This is a genomic window from bacterium (genome assembly GCA_024226335.1).
GTDB lineage: Bacteria > Myxococcota_A > UBA9160 > SZUA-336 > SZUA-336 > JAAELY01.
This window is the reverse complement of sequence record JAAELY010000144.1, coordinates 1-24,443: the sequence shown is the minus strand read 5'-3', so window position 1 is coordinate 24,443 and position 24,443 is coordinate 1. Positions and strand designations below refer to the sequence as shown.

The window sequence follows — 24,443 nt, the reverse complement described above, 5'->3', positions numbered from 1 at the left end:
GCCGACCCGAACGCTCGAAGGCTGTTCCGTGATCCTCTACTTCGAGAAGCCGAGTCTGCGCACATTCGTCACTTTCGAGATCGGTGTGACGGAACTCGGCGCATTCCCGGTTCATCTCCCTCCCGGACAGGTGAAGATCGGTAGCCGGGAACCGATCGAGGACGTCGGTCGCAATCTGTCCCGTTGGTGCCATGCGATTGTCGCGCGCACGTATGGACACGACCTGATCGAAGGGCTGGCGGAGAACTCTGAAGTTCCCGTCATCAACGCACTGACCGATTGGCTTCATCCCTGCCAGGCCATGGCCGATGCCCTCACGATCATCGAGCATGGACGGTTGCGGGACGATCCCCTGGTCTACGTCGGCGACGGCAACAATATGGCGCATTCGCTGATTCACCTGGCTGGACGACTCGGCATGAGCCTGACGCTTTGCACCCCGCCGGGGTATGCGCCTGAGGATTGCGTGATCGCGCGCGGTCGAGAACTCGCCGCAGAGTCCGGAGGGGAGATCCGGCTCGAGTCGGACCCCCATGCAGCGGTCAAGGACGCGGCGTTCGTGTACACGGATGTCTGGGCGAGTATGGGCCAGGAAGACGAAGCGGAAGCCCGTCGCAAGGTCTTTGCTCCGTACCAGGTCAACGAGGCGTTGATGAACTCCGCTCCGAAGGGCGCGAAGATTCTCCATTGTCTTCCGGCTCACCGAGGCGAGGAGATCACCGAGGGTCTCTTCGAATCGGAAGCCTCGATCGTTTTCGATCAGGCTGAGAACCGATTGCACGCTCAGAAGGCCGTTCTGGAGGCTCTTATCGTTCCCTGATCTTCGCGGGCCATGAGGCGCCAGGCTCGCCACCGAATCTCAACTTCTCACCAAATGGTCCCGATAGCTTGGGGGATCAGGTGCCTATTGGTGCGGAGATGGGATGAGTTCGATTTCGGACGATACGGAGACCCTGGAATCGCCGGAGGGTTTCGAGGCGGAAATTCGCGACTTCGCGCGCGCTCTGCCCACAATGGACTACTACCGGGTTCTCGACGTCCCGCGGGGTGCCGATCCAGACGAGATTCGCGAGGGCTTCTTCGAACGTTCGAAGCGCTTCCACCCGGACCGCCACTTTCGCAAGTTGCCCGAGCCTTACCTGGATCTGCTGAACGAGATCTACAAGCGCGTGGTGGCTGCGCACGATGTCCTTCGAGACAAGAAACTGCGCCGCGGTTACGACGAAGCACTGGAGCCAAAGACCTCGAAGGTGCCTCGGCCAGAAGCGATGGCAAAGGCTCCTGCCGATCCGGATCCGCAGCCGAAAGGGGAGCCGGGTGAGTCTCCCAGTAAGACGCCTCTTCGCGACCGAGGCCAGGCTTTCAAGTCGCGAGGTCCTCTGATCGGTCGCGCGAGACCTGCTCCCCGTTCCAGGCGCGACAGTTCGTTGCGTCAGCGCAAGGGATTGCGTTCACCCGATGTTCTCCTGCGCGGGTTGAAAGCTGAAATCGAGCGCGGCCGTTCAAAGGCGAAGCGTCACTTTGAAGAGTCCCAGGAATTCAAGGTGGCCGCGGATTGGCCGAGATGTGTCGCCGCGCTGAAACTGGCCATGGCATTCGATCCACGCGAGAAACGCTTTCACGACGAACTCGCCGAGGTGCTTCCGAGCGCCAACGCAGAGCGCGCAACCGAGATTCGCAAGAAGGGTGAATTATTCCTGCAATCGGGCGATAAGCAAGCCGCTGTCGAGTGTCTCGAAGAAGCTTGTGATCTTCTGCCCACTGATGCAGGCCTCGCACATCAGGTTGCGAGCATCCTCTTTGATCTGCACAAGAATCTGAAGAAGGCGGCGATCTTTGCCGAGCATGCGGTCTCTCTTGATCCCAAGACAGTCCTGTATCTGAAGACACTCGGGATGATCTACAAAGCCGATGGCAATCCTGTGAAGGCACAGAAGAATCTTCAACGCGCGTGGGCGATCGATCCGCTCGACGAGGAAGTCAAAGCGGAACTCGGGACGCTCTAGATTGCGAAACATGCAAGGACGGCAATGAGCAACGTAATTGGTATCGACCTGGGAACGACCAACTCCTGCGTCGCAATTCTCGAAGACGGTCAACCGGTGGTAATACCGAATACCGGTGGCTACAAGACCACGCCGTCCGTCTTCGCGGTGACCGAGGAAGGCAAGAGGCTCGTCGGTCATCTCGCCAAGCGCCAGGCTATCACCAATGCGGAAAATACCGTCTATGCGGCGAAGCGACTGATCGGTCGTTCGTTCGATTCCGAAGAAGTCCAACGTCTGCAAGCACTGCTGCCTTATGAACTCGCCCAGGGTCCGAATAACGACACGCGCGTTCAGGTGGCCGGTCGCGTCTACACGATCCCCGAGATCTCGGGCATCGTGTTGCGCGAGATGAAGCGTGTGGCCGAGGAGTATCTCGCCACGACTGTCCAGGATGCGGTGGTCACCGTACCGGCCTATTTCAACGATGCCCAACGTCAGACGACGCGGGATGCCGGTCGCATCGCGGGACTGGAGCTGCTTCGAATCATCAATGAGCCAACGGCTGCAGCGCTGGCCTACGGTTTCGGTCGCAGCGAAACCGAGAACATCGCGATCTACGACCTCGGTGGCGGTACCTTCGATATTTCGATCCTGCAGATGGGGAAAGGCGTCATCGAAGTGCTCTCGACTTCCGGCGACACGCTCCTGGGTGGCGAGGACTTCGACATGCATATCGTCGAGTTCCTCCTACAGGATTTCGAAGCCAAGGAAGGTCTCGATCTGCGCAAGGACACGATGGCGCTTCAGCGGCTCAAGGACGCTGCGGAAAAATCCAAGTGCGATCTCTCCCAGGTCACACAGACGGAGATCAATCTTCCGTTCATCGCCGCAGACGCGCAGGAGAACGCGCTGCACATGAGTGTCGTGATCACACGCGAAAAGCTCGAAGAGCTGGTCGGCGACCTGGTCATGCGCACACAGGCGATCTGCGAAACCGCTCTAGCCGATGCGAAATTGAGCAAAGATGACATCAACCAGATTCTCCTCGTGGGCGGGCAGACGCGCATGCCCATGGTTCAGAAATTCGTCGCCGAGTTGTTCGGAAAGGTGCCCCATAAGGGTGTAAATCCGGACGAAGTCGTGGGAATCGGCGCGGCGATCCAGGCCGCGATGCTTGCGGATGACCAGGAAGGCCCGCTGCTGATCGACGTCACGCCGCTGTCTCTGGGTATTGCGGCCTACGGCGGTCATTTCGCCAAGCTGATCGAACGCAATACGACGGTGCCGACCTCTCGCAAGGAAATCTTCACGACTACGCGAGACAATCAGAGCGCGGTGCAGATTCGCGTCCTTCAGGGAGAAAGCGAGCGCGCCGCAGAGAACGACCTGCTCGGCGAGTTCGTTCTATCTGGCATCCGGCCCGCGCCGAAGGGGGAACCCGAAGTCGAGGTCACATTCGATATCGATGCCAACGGAATCGTCAGTGTTTCAGCCAAGGACATGCAGACGAACCAGGAGCAGTCAATCCAGGTGAATCCGCGCGGCACATTGAGTCCAGACGAACTCGACCGGCTCGCCGATGAGTACGACGATTCCGAAGAGATCGCGATCAAGGACTGATTCTGGTGAGTGAGACGACTCAAGAGAAGGTCACGAGACTCCTCAAGCGAGGTTTGAACTACTACGGGTTGGGAGACCTCGAGGCAGCGATTGGTTGCTGGGAGCAGGCGCGCGCCAAGGATCCGGACAACCAGGCGGTCTACGACTACCTGGAAACGGCCTACGAAGAGGCCGGTGTCGAGCGTCCCGCCACGCTTCAACGACCGCCGACCCCGGAACTCGCCAGTATCGATGACGACGTGACACCTCGCGCCATCACACCCGCTCCGGTGGCCAGACAGAATCCGCTCGAAGACGAGGAAGATACCGAGCGCAGCATGCCGCCGGCCTTGCCCGAGAGCGAAACCGACGAGGTGGATGACGTCGATACGACCATCTCTGGCGCACTCTCCGCCTACAAGAACGGTCGCCTGGACGAAGCGTGGGTCAAACTGCAGAAAGCCGCAAAGTCGTACCCCGATCGTCTCGATGTGCAGGGGTATCTGCAGCTCGTCCGTTCCGAGCAAGCCCAGCGCTGGGCAGGGGAGATCGGGGACCAGGGTCGCATCCTGACTCTGAAGGCCTCGAATTCGGATCTGATGAATCTCGATCTGCATCCGGAAGAAGGCTTTCTCGTCAGTCAGATCGACAATACGGTCACGATTTCGGACCTGATGTCGCTCTCCAGTTGTGGCCGGGTCCGAACCCTGGAGATCATCGCTCGGCTTCTGCGCGAAGGGATCGCGGAGTAGCCGGCGCGCAGAAGGCCCGCGCCACTCCGAACGCCTGGGAGCGTTCGGAGATTTTTCATTTTTAGCTAGAATGCGCGAATGAGTGAGATCAAGCGCATCGTTCTGGCGTATTCCGGCGGCCTGGACACCTCCGTCATCCTGAAATGGCTCATGGAGACCTACAAGGCCGAGGTCATCTGTTACTGCGGCGACGTGGGTCAGGAAGAGGATCTCGAAGGCGTTCGAGAGAAGGCTCTCGCGACCGGTGCCCGGGACTACCTCGTTTCGGACCTTCGCGAGGAGTTCGTACGCGACTTCGTCTTTCCCGCAGTAGCCGCGAATGCGATCTATGAAGGCACCTATCTGTTAGGGACCTCGCTGGCCCGACCCGTTCTGGCGAAGGAGCAGGTCAGGATTGCACGCGAATTCGACGCAGACGCGGTCGCGCACGGCTGCACCGGCAAGGGAAACGACCAGATGCGCTTCGAGCTGACTTTTCAGGCGCTGGCTCCCGATCTCGAAATCATCGCGCCCTGGCGAGACTGGGATCTAGGTGGCCGCACCGAGCTCATGGCGTACGCCAAGAAATACGAAATCCCGGTCGAGGCGACCCTGAAAAAACCGTATTCGATCGACCGAAACCTGCTTCACGTCAGCTACGAGGGCGGTGTGCTCGAGGATCCCTGGCACCCACCTGAAGAGAAAATGTGGGGTTGGACGCGCTCGGTCCAGGACGCACCGGAGACCCCGGCGCAGGTCGTCATCGAGTTTGAGCGCGGAGTGCCGGTGGCCGTCGATGGCAACAAGCTCGGGCCGGTGGAACTTCTGACGCGATTGAACGATCTCGGCGCGGAGCACGGAGTGGGTCGGGTCGACATGGTCGAGGATCGAGCGGTCGGTATGAAGGCCCGGGGCTGCTACGAGACGCCGGGCGGGACCCTCCTGTACGCGGCACATCGCGCGCTCGAGTCCATCACGCTCGATCGCGAAGTCATGCTCGAGCGCGATCGCCTGATTCCGCGCATTGCGCAGCTGATCTACAACGGCTTCTGGTACTCACCGGAGATGGAATTCCTGCGGGCCGCCGTCGACAAGAGTCAGGAACACGTGAGCGGCGAGGTCCGGCTACAACTCTACAAAGGTGGGCTTGCCGTGCTGGGGCGAAGATCGGACGAAACCCTGTACAGCGAAGAGATCGCGACCTTCGAGGCCGACGATGCTTACGACCAGTCCGACGCCACCGGCTTCATCCGCCTCAACGCTCTGCGGCTCAAGCTTCGCTCGCCGACTCGCTGACGGCCGTCTCGCCCGGTTCGCGTGCCTGCGTCACGAAGCGCAGGACGTGGGGCAGGAGTTTGCGCATGGGGTCGGTTCCGGGGGCGATCTGTTCGACCAGGTCGTACACATAGGCCAACGTTCGCGCGTAGAGCAGCAGCTGGCGGGGTAGGCGGAAGGCGCGGCTCTCGCGAAAAACCTCCTTGGCCAGACCTTTCAATGCCTGAATTCCGGCAGCCTGAGCGCCGAGTGCATCCGCGGCTCCCGCCTCGAAGGCGCGTTCGGCCGCTGCGCGGGCTTGTTTTTCGCGTCCTGGAATCAGGACTCCAGCGCGCTGTAATCCGGCCAGCAATGCGTCGACGTCCCGGATCAGCAGTGCTTTGAAGCCGAGACGCAGCTCGTCGACCAATTCTGGTTCAAGCTGCTGTGCCAGACCAAAGTCTAGAAACAGGAGTCGCGGCCCGGGGCCGCCCGCCGGTGCGGCGGGATTGGCTTCGTCCACCAGGAACAGATTGCCCGCATGCGGATCTGCGTGGAACAGGCCGTGAGCGAAGATTTGCAGGCCGTATGCATCGCTCGCGATATCTGCGCAAATCTGTGGGGTGGCTCCGCCGGCCTGGATCGCCGCGGGATCGTCTAGACGAATACCCGGTACGAAATCGTAGGTGACGACTCCATCTGCGGTGCAGTCCCAGTGTACTCGGGGCACCACGATGCGGGCATCGTCTCGCAGGTTCTTGCCGACTGCTTCGGCGATGCCGGCTTCGCGTTCGAGGTCGACTTCCTCGACCAAAGTCTGTCCGATCTCTTCGGCCGCCTGATCGACGTCGAGTCCGCGTAGCCAGGGATGCAGTACGCGCAGAGCCCGACGCAGACTGCGCACGTCTGCCGCGACGCGAGCAGCCGTGAGTTCGGGATGACGCACCTTTACCGCAACATCCCGTCCGTCCTGGGTTCGCGCCCGGTGCACCTGCGCGATCGAGGCGGTTCCCAGGGGTTCGGGGTCGATCATCGAGAAACGCTGAAGCGTGCCCAGCGAGCGTTCGATCTGCCTGCGCACGAGCGCGAAAGGAACCGCGGGAGCCCGATCGACCAGCCCCGACAGGGGTTTGCAGAACTCGTCCGAGAACAGGTCGCTTCTGCGAGCGAGTTCCTGACCGAGCTTCGTGTACACGCCCCGCAGGCTGCCGAGGTGCTCCGCCAGGATCTGGCCCGATCGCTGGCTCCTTTCTGGAGGGCCGAGACCGGGTTCTAGCCGGGCCCATGCCAGCCTGACGGCTGCCTTCGTGAGTGAGCGCAATGGGGACTTCGAATTTCGCACCAACCTCTCCCGATGCTAAAGTGCAACTCATGCGCAGGGCCTACCAAATACCACTTTCCAATAGTGTTTTCGTCGGCTTGGGGGGGCTTCGCTCACAGGGTACCCAGCTTGACACCTGTTCGGCGCTTGTAATAGAACGGCAGTCCGGTGTGTTGCTGTTTCCGAAGCGGGAGCTGTGTCTCGATTTCGAACACTGCGCACCATCCGCGGTCCCGCCCAGGAGCGGGTCCAATGGTGAGGGCCGCGTCAGGGAGGGACTTTGGACTGGACTCAGCTCAGAGGGGCAGTGGGGAGCTTCGCGATGGTGGCGGTGCTGGTCTTCGTGACCGCTTGCGCCGAGCAACACTTCACCGAGGTGTATCGCGAAGGTGAGATCGATATTCCGGATGATCTGTACGCGGCAACGGCCGTGGGACCAGATCACCTCTGGGCCGCCGGGTACTTCGGTGCGATCTATCGCACCCGAGACGGTGGCAAGAGCTGGAGCAAACTCGACAGCCTGACGTCCAAATCCATCTACGACATCTCGTTCGCGGATCAGAACAACGGTTGGGCAGTCGGCCGTCGGGGCTTCGTCATCCACACGACGGATGGTGGCGATACCTGGGAAAAGCAGAGCATCCCGCGCAAACCCGCGCAGCATCTTTTTGCAGTGCGCGCTGTCACGCCCCAGATTGCCTGGGCCGTAGGCGACTGGGGTGGGCGCTACTACACGGGTGACGGTGGAAAGACCTGGGAAGATCGCTCGTTCCGGGTCACCGAAGAGCACCCGACCTTCAAATACTTTTCCGATGAAGAACTCGCCCGCTTCAATGCCGGTGAGCCCTTCTACGATGACATGTTTCTCAATGATGTTTTCTTCATCAGCGACAAAGTCGGTTGGATCGCGGGCGAGTACGGGTTCATCTTCCACACAGAAGACGGTGGTGAAACCTGGGCGCGCTCCGACATCATCGGCGACGTCCAGTTCGACGACTTCGACTTTCCAGCCGATTCGGCCAAGGTGCCGCGCGAGCGTTGGGACGCGATCTTCGATGCGGCCGAGATCCTGGCCGACAAGCCCTATCTCAAGATACGCATAGAGGGTTTCATGACGGCCTCGGAGCTGCGGAAGCGCGGCGATACCTTCCTGGCGGATGAGCGAGCCGACGAGATTCGCGAGTTTCTGGAAGGCGAGGGCATCACGCAGGACCGTATCAAGGTCCTGAACCCCACTCCGTTTGACGCGGAAGGTATAGACCTTCCCGCATTTCAGGCGTCCAAGACTGCGGGCCGGCCCTATGCGAGCGTCAAGGTGATCGAGACGCCCTTCTTGTTCGATGTGAAGTTCCGCGATGAGAAGGCGGGCATTGTCTCCGGGCTCGGTGGCGTCATTCTGATCAGCGAGGATGGAGGCAAGACGTTCCGGTATCGCGACAGCGATGCTCGTCAGGCGTTGTTCTCCGCAGCCTTCGCAGATGATGGCCGACTACTCGCGGTCGGCGAGAAGGGACTCCGCCGAATCAGTACCGACAGCGGAGCGACCTGGAAACCTCTGGACAGCGATGGATCCGAAGGGGTCTTCCCGAAGGGCAAGCACGGTTACCTCAGGGATATCGTCTTTGGTGAGCCTTCGATCGGCTGGATGGTGGGCCAGGGTGGACACGTGATCAAGACGGCCGACGGCGGACAGACCTGGGTGCAGATACTGCCCCCGGTCGCTGAGCACGAAGCAGCGGCTCACGAAGGCGCGGGGGAGTAGGACATGTCGGACAACGAACAGAACCAGCCCATCGAGGAGAATCTGCCGGAAGCAGCCTTCTCGATGCGCTTTGGCCGGCTCATCATGCGCAATCGCTTTGCGACGTTGATGACCTTGCTCAGCATCACGCTCTTTTTCGCGTTCCCGCTGGTCAACGCGATCTACTACAACCTGACCCTCTCTGAGGACGGCGAGGGCGGGCAGCTATTCGGAATCGAGACGCGCTTCCGCCTGGACGCGAACGCTCGCGACACGTATCCCGAGCATCCCTTCATTCACGCACAGGACAAGTTCACGGGCCGCTTCGGCTCGGCGAGTTTCATTGGCCTGGCGATCGTGAAGAAGGAAGGCGAGATCTACGACTACGACTTCCTGGAGAAGGTGCGTCGTATCACGGATGCCGTCGACAAGGCTCCGAACGTCAACCATTACCAGGTTCGAAGCCTCACGCACATCAATACACGGGTCATGGTCATCGAGCCCGATGGCGGCATTTCCCCCGAGCCTCTGCTCGAAGAAGTGCCAGAAGACGAAGACGAGATCCTCGCGCTCAAGCGCACGGTCCAGGAGAACCCGGGCTTGATCTACGGCCTGCTGGTTTCCAAGGACCACACGGCCACCGCCGTTTCAGCGGGCTTCATCACGCATCGACTCGACAATAGCCAGGCTTACACCGACCTTTTCAACTACTTCCAGAAATTGAAGGAAGAAGAAGAAGCGGACGGCACGGTCGATATCTATGTCGCGGGAGTGCCGATCGCCACGGGCTGGGTGCTGCGGCACGCGTTCGAGATCGTGTACTTCCTACTCCTTACGATCGTGGTGCTCTTCTTCCTGCTCCTGGCGTATTTTCGAAAGTTGCACGGCGTGGCGATCCCGATGGTTGCCGGTTTGTCGACAACGATCTGGGGCATGGGTTTTTGCGCCTGGATCGGCATCACTCTCGATCCGCTGATCCTCGTAATTCCGCTGCTGATCACCGCGCGCTCGATCTCTCACACCATCCAGATGGCCGAGCGTTTCTTCGAGGACTACGAGGCGGAGATCGAAGGGCGGCAGAGCAAGCTGGGCCGGGACCTCACGCCCGACGAGGTCACGGAAGCAAAGGTCGAGACTGCGACCACCGCCATGGCCAAGCTGATGCTGCCCGGGATGCTCGGCATCATCACGGACGCCGCCGGGTTGCTGGTCATCCTGCTGACGTCGATTCAGGTCATGCGCAATCTAGCGATGTTCGGCTCGTTCTGGGTCGTGGCGATCATCTTCAATGTGATCCTGCTGCATCCGATCATGATCGCGTACCTGCCGCCGCCGCATGACAACAAGCACTTCACGCCGCGTTGGATGACGAGTTTCCTGAGCATGGCTGGAAACATCGCCACCGGTGCGCGCAGTCGCTATGTGCTCGCCGGAACCGCGATGCTCTTCCTCGGCCTTGCCACGTACTACGTGCTGTACAACTCGACGATCGGTGAGAGTCGCCCGGGTGCGCCGGTCTTTTGGCCGGACCACGAGTTCAATATCTCGGCGGCGAAGCTGGGTGAGAAGTTCGGCGGGCTCGATCGCCTTACGATCTTCATCGATGGCGATGGCAAGAGCGCGAGTTCGGATGGCCTTGTTCTGCAACGCATGGAAGCGATGCAGCGTTACATGAAGAAGTACGTCGATCCGGGGGCGACGATTTCGGTCATCGACATCATCAAGCAATTCTGGTTGATCAACCATTTCGCCGATCCGAAGTGGGGATTTGTTCCCGACTCGGCCACGACGGTCGGATCGATCATCTTCCAGTTACAGAGATCCAGCATTCCGGGGTTCTTGCGGCCCTTCATGACGGTCGACTCCGAGGACTCGAACGTGAACTTCGTGTTCAAGGATCACCGCGGTGAGACGATCACCCGGGCGATCCACTACGCGGAGCGTTTTATCGAGGAAAATCCGATGGGGCGCATCTCGGTACGCCTGCAGGAAGACCGCGGCGGATTCCTCGATTCGGTCTACTACATGCTCGGGCCGGTGCTTTTTCCGCGCAACCGGGAGATGCACGTCCAGGTGGCCCAGATCAACGACGAGCAGCGGGTCACCGGGTACCAAAAAGAGGAACCGACGCCGGTCGGTGAGTGGAGTCAGCCTATCGATTCCGCAACGGTTGAAAAGGACGTGATCGCTGCGATTCGGTTGCTCTCGCGCAAGAAACTCGGCGAGATCACGCTCGATAACGACCTGCGGGTCGATCTGGAGCAGACCGAAGAGCGGCTCAGCAAGATCGCCATCAAACTCTCGATGGAATACGATTACCGTGTCGAGAGCGTCAGTGTGGGACCCAAGGAGTCGATGCTGGAAATCCGCACCGTGGGCGAGCTGGTCGACCACATCGTCGAGCGGAGCGAGTATCTGGTCATCGAGGAGTGGAAGAACTCCACCGGCAATATTACTGCCCAGACGGTTCGCTACTGCACCAACTACTGCCCATACGAACTCTGGGTGCAGAACACGAAGTTCAAGGATACGTCGTTCAATCCGCAGCGAACCTCGACCTACACCCGAGGTGCAGAATTCGTGCTGGCGGGCGGAATCATGGGCGTCTATGCGGCCGTCAATGAAGAGGTTGAGCGCGGCCACGTCGCAAACATCCTGCTGATCTTCATGATCGTGTTCACATTCGTCAGTGTCAGCTATCGCTCCGCATCTGCCGGTATCGTGATCGTGTTCTCGCTGGCCTGTGGAACGGTGATCTCCCTGTTCTATATGGCGCTTACCAAGACGGGCCTCACGGTGCAGACGCTTCCGGTCCAGTCCGTGGGAGTGGGAATTGGTGTCGACTACGCGATCTACGTGACCGACCGCATCCGCCAGGAGTATTCATGGTGCGGTGATCTAGACGAGGGCATTCGGCGCGCGATCCGCACGACCGGCATGGCGGTGTCTTTCACTGCAACGACGCTGATCGGCGGGATCTTCTGCTGGTCATTCAGTCAGTTGCGCTTCCAGGCAGAAATGGCGCAACTCCTGTCCATCTTGATGGCCGTAAACATGCTAGGCGCGATTTTCCTCGTACCTGCGTGTTTCTCCATCTTGCGTCCGAGCTTCTTTGCCGCGTCGCTGAGCGAGAACGCAGAAGCTGAAGATTCAGCCCAGACTGAACCAGAAACTGCCCTGAGCAGTGCAGGTTAAGCATCGAGTTGGTGAAGGTTTCATGGTATTCTTCCGGGGAATGAAGAAGGGAATCGCAAAATGAGGCGTGTACTTACCTCCGTGCAGGTCCTTGCACTCGTCGTTGGCTTTCTAGCTCTTTACGGAGCGAAGTCGGCTTCGGCAATTGAAGTGCAACTACCGGGCGAGAGGCAACTGGCCCTTCACGGTTTCTACGAAACCCGACTCTTGTTTACGGGCGCTGACTTCCCGGCCAATGGCACGACATTCAGTCAGTTCCGACACGTCCTCGACCTCGAGACCGAACTCGAGATCTTCCCCGACGGGATCGGCCCTTTCGACATGATGTTCTTGTTCAGTCGCTGGCTCGTCAGCTACGACTGTATCTACGAACGCGGTTGCGGCCTGTTTTCCGGAGCAGACAGCTACGGTGGAGCCAAGCGCACGCCCAGTCGAGCGCCCCGGAACCTGAAGCCGTACACCGCGGAATCCCCGTATGTCGCCGGTCTTCCCGAACTGCGCCAGCACTTCGTTCCCGGAACCTTGCGCTCGCCGGTCGAGAAGCTCAATCCAGGGCGTCGCTATCGAAACTGCGTCAACCCCGGTGGGGTTAGGAATAACCCGTTTCCGCTCGCGGTACTCTGTAACGCGAACAACCGCTCCCCGCTCGATGCTCCGATTCGCACGGGCGCGGGAAGCCTGGATCGCGTGCACGCGGGTAGTTTCAATCTCGAACTCCGCCAGCAGTTCTTGAACTCGGCTCGCCCGTTTCTGGGCGAGGATCGTTTCAATGAGTTGCAGACGCGCATCGGCGACGGACACACCATCAGCCAGAGGGCCGAGCATGAGCGCCGCGCATCGCTGTCCGAAGCTGCGCGACTGGATGCACTTGGCCTGTCCGGTGGCGATGCTCTGCGCGAGCGAGCTGCCGCGTTATTGCATGTCGACCCGAGTGACACCAGCTCTGGATATCTTTTCGAAGCGGCCATCACGGGTGCAGACGGCGGAATGGCGTTGCTGGACACCCGCGCAGATACCGACCGTTTCGAGATTCTCGCTGCGAAGTTCGCGCCCGGAGTGCGCACTTCTTTGTGGGCAAGCGGAGCGCTCAGCGACGCAGCCATCCCCTTCTCGCCGACGATCGACAATCCGATTCGGCCACAAGGTTACTTTCGCAGCGGAGTACTGGATCTCGTGAGTCCGTTCGAAGAAGGTCTGGCCAAAGACATGAGCCAGGGCGCTCTGGTCGGCGTTCCCGCAGGGATAAATGCGGGAAAATTGCAGAAGAACGCGATCCCGTTCTTCCTCGGGCCCGACGGCATCAACAATACCGCTGACGACCTTCCCTTCGAGACGGGCTCGCTGGTCAGGACCACGCCTTTTGCGGGTGTGAACGACCCGTACAACTCATCGACGGCGGGATTGCCCGGACTCCCGGCGTTCGTTGCATCGGGTCAGCTCGCCGATCGAAAGGGCGTCCAACGCGAACTCTACGGCGTCTTCGAACCGAACAATCTGTCGTTCCGCGGTTGTGCGTTGAACTCTCAGCTGCTCGGCGGGACCCTTTTCACATACAATAGCGCGACTCATGCGTGCACCGACAACGCCACAGGTGCGAGTATTTCGGACATCTGGACGGCTTTCGAACCTGCCGTCTACGACGCGCTGACACCCGATCAGAAGACGCTGGCCAAGAAGGTCTTCAACCTCGGTTGTGCCAGTGAGGCGGAGAGGGCGTTCGCCACAACGGATACCCGCATGGTCGGTACGAACGCCGACGGCGACTGCATCCGCTTGAACTCGGATGCCTTCAGAACTGAGGATAGGATTCACTTCGACGTTTTGCCGCTACTCGCCGATTCGAGTGTGCGCCCTTCCGAAGCGAATCTGGAACCGATCGATCTGACCGACTTGAACCTATACGCCAATGGAGGTGGCGCGACGCTGCCGGCTCGGCCGCGCGCGCCTGATGGCGGCTTGTATTTCAATACCTCGGGCTACAACAATCTGATCGCCAAGAGTAGCCATATCGTTTCGAACCTGGACCTGGACTTCAGTGAAGACGAATTGCGCTGGTCGCACGGTGGTTCGGAGGACGAGCACGAGTTCAAAGAAGGTTATCTCGAGTTCGAGATGTTCGACTCGCAGTTGTACGCACGGGTCGGGAAGCTGATCGTAGTCTGGGGAAAAACGGAACTTTTCCGGAACCAGGATCGCAATAACCCACTCGATATTGGAAACGGTCTCTTCCAGCCCCTGGAAGAGACCCGCGTCGGTCAGTGGGGGGTCGACTTGACCTTCTCGCCCGAGAGTTTCATGCGGGTCGGTCCCTTCGAGGACCTGCGGCTTGAGCTTCTCTGGTTGTTCGACGACTTCGAGCCGACGGACCTGGGCAAGTGTGGTGAGGGCAGTGCACTCTCCCTGGTCTGCCTGAAGAGCTTCGGCGCCCAGGCAAACGGGTTGTTCGGTATCGGCCTGGTAGGCGAGTCGCGTCCGTATCACGATTATTCCGGTCTGAAGCGGTTCGACTACGGCATCCGACTCGAGGGTCGCTTTGATCGCTTCACGTTTGCGGTCAGCGATTTCTGGGGTTGGGACGACGGCATGGTTATTGAGACGATCAATAGCTACGGTCGCGCCAATGACTCGGTTAGCGGGGCTCCACTGGCAGCCGGCGGAAGCTCCTGCACCCACCGTACGGATGCGGGGGGCGCTCGCGTCGGACCGAACGGTATCGCGGGTGATGCGGATGACATCTTCCCGAGTGCAGGCGGTTGTCTGCTCTGGGACGAACCCGATGCAAGTGGCGTGCAACACCTGCGGGCCTCGGACGAGATCGCCGGACTCCACACGGTCAACCAGACCCTGTTTCACACGTTCTGCACCGTTACCTTCGATCCCGATGAAGGCTTTTGCCTGTTCGACCGTCTGACCGACCCCGGTCAGTTCTTTCTGGTGACGGATCTGATGACGGGACTCGGCGCTCTGACCGGCCTGGCCATCGGGGGCATCGAGACACTGCGGTCAGTAGACCAGGGCAACAACCTCATGAAGCTGGACGACGTAGTTACACAGGGTCAGTTCAAGCTGGCGGATCCCCGCGCAGGGGACACAATCCCTTTTCAGAACATGAGTACTTCGCTGGAAGTCGAGCAACGGGCACTGCTGGGTTGCGGCCCAGCCTACGCCACGGCTTGCCATTCAAATCAACAGACAACCTGGGCCAACGACTCCGTGATCGGGAATACACTCGACCGCGATCCGAATACTCCCGGCGTGAAGACCAGTGAACTCGGCGGTGGCATCGATCTGATGAACGCGGACGCGAGTGTCATGACGCAGGAGTTCTCGTTCATCAAGGCGTTCAGTGGAGGTGCGCTGGTCGGAACGCGAAAGAGTCCGACCGGACTGGTCTACTCGGCTGGAGTGAACCGCAACCGGGTTCCGGGCTCTGTGCACACGGATACCTACCTTCCCTTTACTCCAGCAGACGCGATTGCGGGTGACTTCTCCGCGTTTGGGGTTGCGGAGACAGGTGCAGCCGGACGGGCCCGCATGGCTCAGAAGTTCGAGACGGACGGCTGGATCGAGCCGATGCCGTTCACTGTGAACGAGGACCAGCTTTCGAGGTTTGGCGGGCTGGTCTTCAATTTCGGGCTCGACGCGAAAAACCTGGATTATTCCACGACCGAGTTCAACCTGGTTGGCGGGGGTGTAGGTAAACTGGACAGGAGCAAGCTGGAGGACCCTGACCCGGCTATCCGGAAGGCGGAACTCGCGAGAGTCGACGGCGAGTATTGCGCCAGTTGGTTCGACGACAACCCCTTCGCTGAAGGTTGCACGGCTCTGGAAGCGGTTTCCTCCAACTTTGAGCGGTTCCTGATTCCGATCGAGATTCTCGGGCCGGACAGGGTGTTTTCACCACCCGAAACCCTGGACGAGCTTGCGGTCGTAGTCGCGGGAAATTACGAACTCGAAGCCACCGGCGATCCGATTTCCGGACCGGACGGTCTGTTTGCCAATAACGCGCGGATCCTGAACGGCGAGTTTGGCGGTCGTGCGGTCAAGGACGAAGTCGTGGTTACCGTCGGCAAAGCGGGGGGCCGCGAACTCGATATGCCTGCAGGTGGCTACGATGCCGATCCCGATATCGCGCGCCAGCAAGCTCGGGATTTCGTTCTGGCCTATGACCCGGTCAATGACTGTACGAACACGGCTCTGTGCACTTTGGAAGTCAGCAACGGAATGGCCGAATTCGGCACTACGACAGACCGAATCGCCGCAGCCACGCCGATTTCCTTCGCTGCCAGCGACCCCATCGGGAATCCGCTTCGCATCAATCTGCTGGCCCTCAAGCTGGTGGACCAGCTCGCTTTCTACAAGCTGCTGAACGACGACCCGGGTCACTATGTGGAGGTTCCGAACTCCGTCCTCGGTCTCGGAGCCGCAGGGACCACCGAGGTCCAGATCGACATGCTCAACCTCTTTGGTAATCAAACCTCGAACCATACGGGTCTAGACATAGACGGTGATGGCATCACCGACATGGACCGCGACAACGACGGCGTCCACGACGGAGCCGACGATTTCACCACGGGCCCCGTCACCGATGACAACATCTTCTGCGGTAGCGGTCTTCCGGGCGACCTGTTCCAGGATCTCCCGCAATTCACTCCTGCGTACAGTGACGAAGGACTCGGCTCGGCGGCGTTCGCCGAGGCCTATCCCGACGGTCTGCCCATGCGTTCGCCGGTCTTCTGCTCCGGCCTGGTCGGTCTGGCGGGTGCCACGACGCAGACCCTGCCATTCCAGCGGGCAGGAGGAGATGGAACCTTCGGGCGCCGTGACTTCCTGTGGCACGGCGGTCAGCAGCTCAACATCAACTACCAGAAGCGCAACGTCTTCGGCTTCGGCCTCGACTTCGCGGAAGACCGTACGAAGAGCAGTTGGGGCATCGAGTTCTCCTGGACGGCCAACAAGCTGTTCGGCAATAGCCTCACCGAATCGAGTCTGAGCAAGTCAGATGAGATGGTGCTGTCTGTTTCCATCGACCGCCCCACGTTCTTCAACTTCCTGAACCCGAACCGGAGCTTCTTCCTGAACTTCCAGTTCTTCGTGCGCTACTTGACCGACTACAGGGGTGGTGCGGATGATCGCGACGGCATGTTCGGCACCGCCTATGGCCCCCTGTCGACCACCATGGTCTTCACCTTCTTCACGGGGTATTTCCAGGATCGACTGAGCCCGCGCGTCACGATGCTGTACCAGCCACTGGAGTCCCAGGGCGCGCTCATTTCCGCAATCAGTTATCGCTGGAATGAGTCGTTCTCGACCCAGATCGGCTTCAACGCCTTCTTCGGGCATGAAGTCAAGAAGCAGGCGAATTACTTCCCGGCTCTTCAGTACACCTCGCCGACACAGCGCACGGGCGTTGCTATGACACGCGGAATCACTCCGGTCATCAACCGCGACAACGCGACCTTGCGGGTACGCTACTCGTTCTAGGGGAGCACGCGGATTCGAGACTGACAGAGGCGCTCCCGAGCAGCTAAGCTCGGGGGCGCCTCTGATTTTTCGGGCCCAGGGAGCCGAAGAACTTGCCCTTACGCATTTCCGTCCTCTTGTCCGGATCTGGCACTTCGCTGGAAAACCTGTTCGAGCACCGCGACAAAGGTCAGCTCGACGTGGAATTCGCCTCGGTTATTTCGAGCAAGGCCAGTGCATTCGGACTCGAACGGGCACGCCGCCGCGGAGTTCCCGCGTATGCCGTGCCGCGCAAGTCGCATCGAGACGAACGGGATTTCAACGACGCCCTGCACCAGGTGCTCGACGAGAATCCCGCCGACCTGCTGGTGCTGGCGGGGTTCCTGTCGAAGATTGAACTACGCGGATACAACGGTCGCGCCATGAACACCCATCCGGCATTGATCCCATCCTTCAGCGGAACGGGGTTTTACGGAGATCGCGTACATCGCGCGGTGCTGGAGGCGGGTGTGAAGCTCAGCGGCGTGACTGTTCACTTCTGCGACGAGGAATACGATACCGGCCCAATCATTCTCCAGGAGAGCGTTCCCGTTCTGGATGACGACAGTCTCGAAACGCTGCGCACTCGCATCCAGGCAAAGGAGCGGGAACTCTATCCGCGTGCGATCCAGCTCTATGCCCAGGACCGCCTGCGCGTCGAGGGGCGTCTAGTCCGCGTGCTCGGTTAGCTGGACGTCGCCTGCCTCATCTAAGGTCGTTCGGCCGTGGCGCCGATTCTCGACTCAGGGGCAGGTCGAGCCCCGGAGGGCGCGCATGACCAACCGAATCCTGATCGTCGACGATGACCAGTTGATTCGCGAGCTGACGCAGGATGCCCTGACTGACGGTGATTTCCATGTGATGAGTGCCGCTTCCGGCCCGGAGGCCCTCGAACGCGTCGCCGAGATGCCCTTCGATATCGTCATCACCGACCTCTCGATGCGGGAGATGGATGGCCTCGAAGTCCTGGAGCGGATCAAGCGCGAGTCGCCCCGCACCGACGTCATCATCCTGACCGGGTACGCGTCTCTCGAGAGTGCCCTCCAGGCCATGCGACTGGGAGCGGCGGACTATCTGCGCAAGCCCATCGCGGCGCCTGAACTCAACTACTGCGTCAGGCGCACGCTGCTCCGACGCCGATTGCTAGATGAGAACCAGTCCCTGCGCGGATGTGTCAAGGCTTTCGAAGCGACACGAACCCTCGCAGGATGTCTCGAAGCGTCCGATGTCCTGCCCCTGACACTCGATATTCTATTGCAGCAAACGGACCGCCGGCGCGCAGTAGGTCGGCTGCTGAACATCGGAACTGGATCGATCGAGGGAGTGTATCTACAGGGTTTTCCTGCAGACCAGATTGTGGGGCTGCGCACCGAGATCGAGCAGGGCAAGCTCTTTGATCCGATGGCGCTCGACGGTTCGCCAACCGGTCGCTCCTCGGGGCTGAGCGCGGCGCTCGCCCAACGCGGATTGAGCGACGAAGATTTGCTCAGCCTGCCTCTGCGCGTCCAGGAGCGCATCGTTGGGGGTGTCTGGATCTTTTCGGACGGTCGGCCCTTCAGTCGCGATGATCAGCGCACCTCAGAGCTGATCGTCGAGCAGGCGGAGCTGGCGGTCTTCAACGCCGAGCGCTTCCACCAGGCGCGCGAGAAGGCGTTCGTGGACGACGTGACCGAGATCTACAACGTTCGCTACCTGCTCTCGGCGCTGGATCGCGAAGTCAACCGTGCCTCCCGCCAGGACTGCCAGCTGAGCGTGGTATTCCTGGACCTCGACCGCTTCAAGCTGGTCAACGACCGCTACGGCCATCTGGTCGGCTCTCGCGTGCTGAAGGAACTGGCGGTACTGCTCCAGGATTCGATCCGGGCGATCGACACCGTGGCGCGCTACGGCGGCGACGAGTTCACGATCCTGCTGGTCGACACCGATATCGAAGCCGCCCTTCAGGTGGCCGATCGCATCCGGGAGGCCGTCGCCTCGCACCCCTTTGGCGCCGACCGCGGCCTGCAACTGAATCTGACCGTGAGCATTGGTGCGGCCTCGTTTCCGGCTCACGGTTCGAGCTGTGAGGCGTTGATCGACAGGGCCGACAAGGCCATGTACATGGCCAAGGCCCTGGGTCGCAACCAGACCTGTTCGGCCGACGAGATCAGCCTGCCGCACCCGCCATAGTCGCCTGCCGGTCGCTTTCCGTTATTTATCGAATTGTCGGAATGGCCATCGAGGGCAGACATCTTTGACCGCTCGCCGGGGGCTTGGTAGCCTCCGCATTTCCGCGGGTTCCTCCCCGGCCGTGGAATAGAGCCGGGATCTGGACTCAGCGTGCCCACGCCGAGGCGTGATCAACTGGAGGATGCTTGAAGCAACTGGATTCATTGGGCGAGCTACGCCGAACCCACCCCTGCGGAGACCTGCGCTCCAGTCATGTCGGCCAGGAGGTCGTGGTCATGGGATGGGTGCATCGTCGTCGGGATCACGGCGGGGTGATTTTCATCGACCTGCGCGACCGCTCGGGTCTGGCGCAGATCGTATTCAAGCCCGACCACGCACCTGAGGCCCACGAGCAGGCGCAGCGTCTGCGCAACGAATTCGTGCTCGCCGTGCGCGGAGTGCTCGAGCCACGTGCGCCGGATGCGATCAATCCCAAGCTTCCGACAGGTGAAGTGGAACTCGTGGTCGAGGAACTGCGTATCCTGAACACCGCGACCACGCCGCCGTTTGCGGTCGAAGACGATATCCAGATCGACGAAGCCGTGCGCCTGCGCCACCGCATCCACGATCTGCGTCGGCCACTGATGCAGGAGCGTCTGAAGGTTCGCCACCGCCTGCTGCAATCGTTCCGTAAGACCTGTACGGATCTGGAATTTACCGAGATCGAGACGCCGTCGCTGGCACTTGCCACCCCCGAAGGCGCACGGGACTTCCTCGTACCGAGTCGTCTGCATCCGGGCAGCGTCTATGCGCTTCCGCAATCACCGCAGATCATCAAACAGATGCTCATGGTCGCCGGTTTCGATCGTTACTTTCAGATCGCACGCTGTTTTCGCGACGAGGACCAGCGGGCCGACCGGCAACTCGAGTTCACTCAGCTCGATCTCGAGATGTCCTTTGTCGGAGAAGAAGACGTGCTCGAGGTGCTCGAGGAACTCACCTGCCGCGCGTACAAGGAAGTTAGCGACATCACTCTCGAGCGGCCGTTCCCGCGGGTTTCATACGACGAAGTGATGGATCGCTACGGATCAGATCGACCGGATCGACGCATCTCGCTGGAACTGGTGGATCTTTCGGATGCCGTTGCATCCAGCAGCTTCAAGGTGTTCTCCGGGGCCGTCAAGAACGGGGGCGTGGTCAAGGGCCTGCCGATTCCCAATGCGAAGCAGTTGTCGCGTAGTGACATCGATCGCATGGGAGACCAGGCACAGAAGTGGGGAGCTCGCGGTCTTGCCTGGGTGCGGGTTCAGGAGGACGGCACCTGGCAGTCTCCGATTGCGAAATTCCTTTCCGATGACGAAAAGAAGGAGATCACGAAGATCGCGGGACTGGAACCCGGCCATGTGATCTTGTTCGGAGCGGATCGCAAAGGACTGGTCAACGATATTCTCGGGCGATTGCGTCTCGAGGTTGGCGAGAAGCTGGGACGCAGCGACGGTCGTGCCTGGGATCCGCTCTTCGTGACCGGATTCCCGCTCTTCGAAAAAGGCGAAGACGGCAAGCTCAGCTATATGCACATGCCCTTCGTGAAACCCGAAGACGAAGATCTCCCTCTGCTCGATAGCGAGCCGCTGAGTGTTCGCGCGACCCACTACGACCTCGTGATCAACGGCGTCGAGATGGGCTCGGGCAGTTTGAGAAATCACCAGGCGGACACGCAGTTGAAGATTCTGGAGCTACTGGGCTATCCGGAAGAGGAGGCCCGCTCGCGTTTCGGCTTCATGCTCGAAGCGCTCGACAGCGGCGCGCCCCCTCACGGTGGTTTTGCCTTCGGAGTGGATCGCTTCTGTCTCATGCTGGCCGGTGGCGACAGCCTGCGCGACGTGATCGCATTTCCAAAGACTCAACGCGCACAGGATCTCTTCATGGAGTCGCCGAGTCCGGCTACGGATGAGCAACTTCGGGAACTCGGTTTACGCAAACGAGCGAAGCCCAAGGAAGAGTCATGAGATCTGTCATCGTCGCGCTGATCGCCATCGGGATCGTGTCTTCCGCGGTCCCTGCGAGATCTCTCGATACGATCGAGCACACCGTGGAAGCGGGTGAAACACTCTGGTCGATCGCCGCGCTCAGCGATGTGTATGACGATCCGTACCTCTGGCCCGTGATCTACAAGTTCAATCGCGACCAGATCAAGGATCCGGCGCGCATCTACGCTGGACAGATCCTACAGATTCCCATTCATCTCGACGGCTCGGTGCGTCAAGCGTCGTACATCGAAGCCGGTCGTCCCGGAAGCGTTTCCGCTCCGCCCCCTCCGGCTAGAGCCACGCGTTCACAGGAATGAAACTCGCTGGCCCGTTTTTCGACCCTGCGTAGCGAGGCGCTGTTTTCCTGCGAGAGAGCGAAGATGTACCGCCGCAGCGGCCAGTGCTGAGAAGCCCGGGCTAGGCCGCAGCGGATCGGCCGCGTGCTTCGGCGATGGTATCCGAGGCCGTCCCGTAGGTGTGCCAGCGGCCTTCTTTGAAGTCGAAAAGCTTGCATTCTCGCGTTGAGCGCAGATAGTCCGAGAAGCTCCATTTGCGATGGCGTACCGAGTCGCCGAAACCCGCGATGATCGCGGCGTTGGCCTCCGGCAGGTGATAGAACGGAATGCGCATATCCACGTGATGCGCCACGTGCAAGAAGATGTTGTGCACGAAGAAGTTGATTGCCGCAGGCATGTAGAGGATGGTCGTGCCCTCCACCTGCCCCTGGAATTTGTTCCATGTCCGTCGCTGGCGCCACGTGATATCCGGGGCGATGTGGTGGATGTAGACCGCACCGCCGACGATGTAGTTCCAGATCACGAACGGCACGGCCATGACCTTGAACCACATCCAGGCCGCGCCGGCCGCGCCCCCGTACATGTAGACACCGAGCGCGAGAACGGCGCTGTTCACGAGAATCGCCCAGGTCCCGACCACGATGCGGTCCCGGCGTATCGCCGGAGCGAGTTTCTGGTTGGGTACGAAGCGAATCATCTTGTTCCACCAGATTTCGTGCGCGTAGTAGAGGCCCGCGCCGAATGCGGACCACTTCACACGGTGCCCCAGACGCTGTAGCGGTGTCAGGGCTTCGAACTGCTCGGGTGAGAGCGGATGCCAGACATAGTCCAGGACCTCACGGGTCGTATGCCCGTGGTGGATCCTGTTGTGTCCGAAGGCCCAGGCCTCGTAGAGATGGAAGCACGGCAACATGGCGAGTTGCCCGAGCACGTAGTTGAGCTTCTTGCTCTTGAAGAGCGTATCGTGCGCCGCATCGTGGCCCAGAATGAAGAGTGAGCTGATCGACAGACCTGCGAGCAACCACAGAGGAACCAGCCAGAATCCCTCGGCCTGAACCAGTCCAAACGTTGCGGCGGCAAAGATCGCGAAGTCCCGGACAATCCACGCGACGCCCCGGGCGGTCGGATTGTCGTAGCAGTTCTTCGGGATGATCTTGAGCACTTCGGTCAAGCCGGTGGGTCGCAGCGTCTTCCCCGTTACAGGGGTTTCTAGCCGAGGGTATTGCTGTCCGCTGAGCTGTTCCTGAATTTCCATGGCGATCGAAGGTATCGTTTCTGGCCCGGGCGCGTGAACCGGTCTTGTGAAACTTGCGTCAAAAGGATCCGCGCCCGGCCTGTATAATGGCGCCCGTGCAGGGTTTTTGGCGATTGAGGTCGCCCTGAGGAGGTATCCCTTGAAGATTCAGGCGGCTGTAGCCTGGGAAGCGGACCGTCCGCTGGAGATCGAAGAAGTCGAGATCGAAGGACCGCGGGAAGGCGAGTGCCTGGTCCGGATTGTCGCCAGTAGTGTGTGCCATACCGATGCATACACGTTGAGCGGTGTCGATCCCGAAGGTCTGTTCCCCGCCATCCTGGGGCATGAAGGTGGAGCGGTGGTCGAGGAAGTAGGGCCCGGCGTCCGCTCGCTCGAAGTGGGTGACCACGTCATTCCACTATACACTCCAGAGTGTCGAGAGTGCAAATATTGCCTTTCCGGGAAGACGAACCTCTGTTTCAAGTTGCGCGAAACGCAGGGCCAGGGCCTCATGCCCGATCGCACCAGTCGCCTCTCGAAATCCGGCAAGAAGATCCACCACTACATGGGCTGCTCGACCTTCGCTCAGTACGCAGTGATTCCGGAAATCGCTCTAGCTCGTATCCGAAAGGATGCACCGCTCGATAAAGTATGCCTGCTTGGCTGCGGCGTTACGACGGGCATAGGGGCGGTGCTGAATACCGCGAAGGCGGAACCGGGTTCGACGATCGGCGTGTTCGGTCTCGGAGGAATCGGCCTCTCTGTGGTGCAGGGCGCGATCATGTCGGGTGCGGAGCGTATCATCGGGGTGGACACCAATCCGAAGAAGTTCGAACTGGCCAGGCAGTTTGGAGCAACCGATTTCATCGATCCGTCCGAGGTCGAGGATGTGGCTCAGGCCATAGTTGACATGACCGACGGCGGTGTCGACTACTCCTTCGACTGCACGGGCAATACCGAAGTGATGGGCGATGCCCTCCGGAGCGCGCATCGCGGCTGGGGCGAATCGATCATCATCGGAGTGGCTGGCGCCGGTCAGGAGATTCACGCGAGGCCCTTCCTTCTCGTAACTGGACGCGTCTGGCGAGGCACTGCGTTTGGTGGAGTCAAGGGAAGGACGCAGGTTCCGAAACTCGTCGATCAGTACATGAACGGGCGTGTGAAGCTCGACGAAATGGTCACTTCGAAGCTCCCGCTGGCCGAGATCAATACCGCATTTGAGCAGTTGCACGGCGGGAACGTCATTCGCACGGTGATCGAGTTCTAGTGTCCTGTTTCAGAAGTCCCATCTCGAATTAATTGAAGTGTTCAGGAGTCGGTCTTCCCAGAGTAGAATGGAGGGCAGACGATGGGGCAGAGAGGACGACCACGCGCAGCGGTGACGCTGACGGACGCGGAGCGCGG

The 24,443-nt window shown here is 60.3% G+C and carries 15 protein-coding genes; 13 read left to right on the top strand and 2 right to left on the bottom strand.

Going from position 1 to position 24,443, the window contains the following annotated elements; all coding sequences use genetic code 11:
* The 5 genes from argF to GY725_06750 all read left to right on the top strand — a co-directional run.
* A partial coding sequence (gene argF / locus GY725_06770) for an ornithine carbamoyltransferase (GenBank protein MCP4003882.1) occupies nucleotides 1-820 on the top strand: 820 nt, incomplete at its 5' end.
* A 103-nt stretch (nucleotides 821-923) separates the two neighbouring features.
* A complete protein-coding gene (locus GY725_06765; GenBank protein ID MCP4003881.1) occupies nucleotides 924-2,006 on the top strand; it encodes a DnaJ domain-containing protein in 1,083 nt (360 codons plus the stop codon).
* A 24-nt stretch (nucleotides 2,007-2,030) separates the two neighbouring features.
* Nucleotides 2,031-3,608, top strand: a complete 1,578-nt coding sequence (dnaK, locus tag GY725_06760; GenBank protein ID MCP4003880.1) for a molecular chaperone DnaK — start codon at nucleotides 2,031-2,033, stop codon at nucleotides 3,606-3,608.
* 5 nt (nucleotides 3,609-3,613) lie between these two features.
* Entirely contained in the window at nucleotides 3,614-4,339 is a 726-nt protein-coding gene (locus GY725_06755) for a tetratricopeptide repeat protein (protein ID MCP4003879.1), read from the top strand.
* 78 nt (nucleotides 4,340-4,417) lie between these two features.
* Nucleotides 4,418-5,614 (top strand): argininosuccinate synthase, encoded by a 1,197-nt coding sequence (locus GY725_06750; GenBank protein ID MCP4003878.1) that lies wholly within the window; start codon nucleotides 4,418-4,420, stop codon nucleotides 5,612-5,614.
* On the opposite strand, the gene GY725_06745 is transcribed toward GY725_06750, so the two are convergent.
* On the bottom strand, nucleotides 5,589-6,914 hold the full coding sequence (locus GY725_06745; GenBank protein ID MCP4003877.1) for an AarF/ABC1/UbiB kinase family protein: 1,326 nt from the start codon (nucleotides 6,912-6,914) through the stop codon (nucleotides 5,589-5,591). The two genes, GY725_06750 and GY725_06745, sit on opposite strands and share 26 nt — an antisense overlap.
* A 259-nt stretch (nucleotides 6,915-7,173) precedes the next feature.
* Here GY725_06745 and GY725_06740 point away from each other — a divergent pair, with 259 nt between their 5' ends.
* The 7 genes from GY725_06740 (at nucleotide 7,174) to GY725_06710 (ending at nucleotide 21,826) form a co-directional block, all read left to right on the top strand.
* A complete protein-coding gene (locus GY725_06740; GenBank protein ID MCP4003876.1) occupies nucleotides 7,174-8,655 on the top strand; it encodes a hypothetical protein in 1,482 nt (493 codons plus the stop codon).
* Nucleotides 8,656-8,658: 3 nt separating this feature from the next.
* Nucleotides 8,659-11,829: an MMPL family transporter gene (locus tag GY725_06735; protein ID MCP4003875.1), complete on the top strand. Its 3,171-nt coding sequence runs from the start codon at nucleotides 8,659-8,661 to the stop codon at nucleotides 11,827-11,829.
* 60 nt (nucleotides 11,830-11,889) lie between these two features.
* Complete coding sequence (locus GY725_06730) at nucleotides 11,890-17,313, top strand: hypothetical protein (GenBank protein ID MCP4003874.1); 5,424 nt, start codon at nucleotides 11,890-11,892, stop codon at nucleotides 17,311-17,313.
* 92 nt (nucleotides 17,314-17,405) lie between these two features.
* On the top strand, nucleotides 17,406-18,020 hold the full coding sequence (gene purN, locus GY725_06725; GenBank protein ID MCP4003873.1) for a phosphoribosylglycinamide formyltransferase: 615 nt from the start codon (nucleotides 17,406-17,408) through the stop codon (nucleotides 18,018-18,020).
* Nucleotides 18,021-18,105: 85 nt separating this feature from the next.
* Complete coding sequence (locus GY725_06720; GenBank protein MCP4003872.1) at nucleotides 18,106-19,500, top strand: diguanylate cyclase; 1,395 nt, start codon at nucleotides 18,106-18,108, stop codon at nucleotides 19,498-19,500.
* Between the two features lie 203 nt (nucleotides 19,501-19,703).
* Nucleotides 19,704-21,488: an aspartate--tRNA ligase gene (aspS, locus tag GY725_06715; GenBank protein MCP4003871.1), complete on the top strand. Its 1,785-nt coding sequence runs from the start codon at nucleotides 19,704-19,706 to the stop codon at nucleotides 21,486-21,488.
* On the top strand, nucleotides 21,485-21,826 hold the full coding sequence (locus tag GY725_06710; GenBank protein MCP4003870.1) for a LysM peptidoglycan-binding domain-containing protein: 342 nt from the start codon (nucleotides 21,485-21,487) through the stop codon (nucleotides 21,824-21,826). The genes aspS and GY725_06710 overlap by 4 nt, the downstream gene beginning before the upstream one ends.
* Before the next feature lie 100 nt (nucleotides 21,827-21,926).
* On the opposite strand, the gene GY725_06705 is transcribed toward GY725_06710, so the two are convergent.
* Nucleotides 21,927-23,060 carry a fatty acid desaturase gene (locus tag GY725_06705; GenBank protein MCP4003869.1) on the bottom strand — a complete coding sequence of 378 codons (1,134 nt, stop codon included), beginning with the start codon at nucleotides 23,058-23,060 and terminating at the stop codon, nucleotides 21,927-21,929.
* A gap of 139 nt (nucleotides 23,061-23,199) precedes the next feature.
* Between GY725_06705 and GY725_06700 the strand changes: the two genes are divergently transcribed.
* Complete coding sequence (locus tag GY725_06700) at nucleotides 23,200-24,306, top strand: S-(hydroxymethyl)glutathione dehydrogenase/class III alcohol dehydrogenase (GenBank protein MCP4003868.1); 1,107 nt, start codon at nucleotides 23,200-23,202, stop codon at nucleotides 24,304-24,306.
* Nucleotides 24,307-24,443: the final 137 nt, after the last annotated feature.

What these genes read in the sequence shown, in the direction of transcription:
- GY725_06765 (MCP4003881.1), top strand. Translation starts at nt 924, where the DNA reads ATGAGTTCGATTTCGGACGATACGGAGACCCTGGAATCGCCGGAGGGT.
- dnaK (MCP4003880.1), top strand. Translation starts at nt 2,031, where the DNA reads ATGAGCAACGTAATTGGTATCGACCTGGGAACGACCAACTCCTGCGTC.
- GY725_06750 (MCP4003878.1), top strand. Translation starts at nt 4,418, where the DNA reads ATGAGTGAGATCAAGCGCATCGTTCTGGCGTATTCCGGCGGCCTGGAC.
- GY725_06735 (MCP4003875.1), top strand. Translation starts at nt 8,659, where the DNA reads ATGTCGGACAACGAACAGAACCAGCCCATCGAGGAGAATCTGCCGGAA.
- GY725_06730 (MCP4003874.1), top strand. Translation starts at nt 11,890, where the DNA reads ATGAGGCGTGTACTTACCTCCGTGCAGGTCCTTGCACTCGTCGTTGGC.
- GY725_06720 (MCP4003872.1), top strand. Translation starts at nt 18,106, where the DNA reads ATGACCAACCGAATCCTGATCGTCGACGATGACCAGTTGATTCGCGAG.
- GY725_06710 (MCP4003870.1), top strand. Translation starts at nt 21,485, where the DNA reads ATGAGATCTGTCATCGTCGCGCTGATCGCCATCGGGATCGTGTCTTCC.
- GY725_06705 (MCP4003869.1), bottom strand. Translation starts at nt 23,060, where the DNA reads ATGGAAATTCAGGAACAGCTCAGCGGACAGCAATACCCTCGGCTAGAA.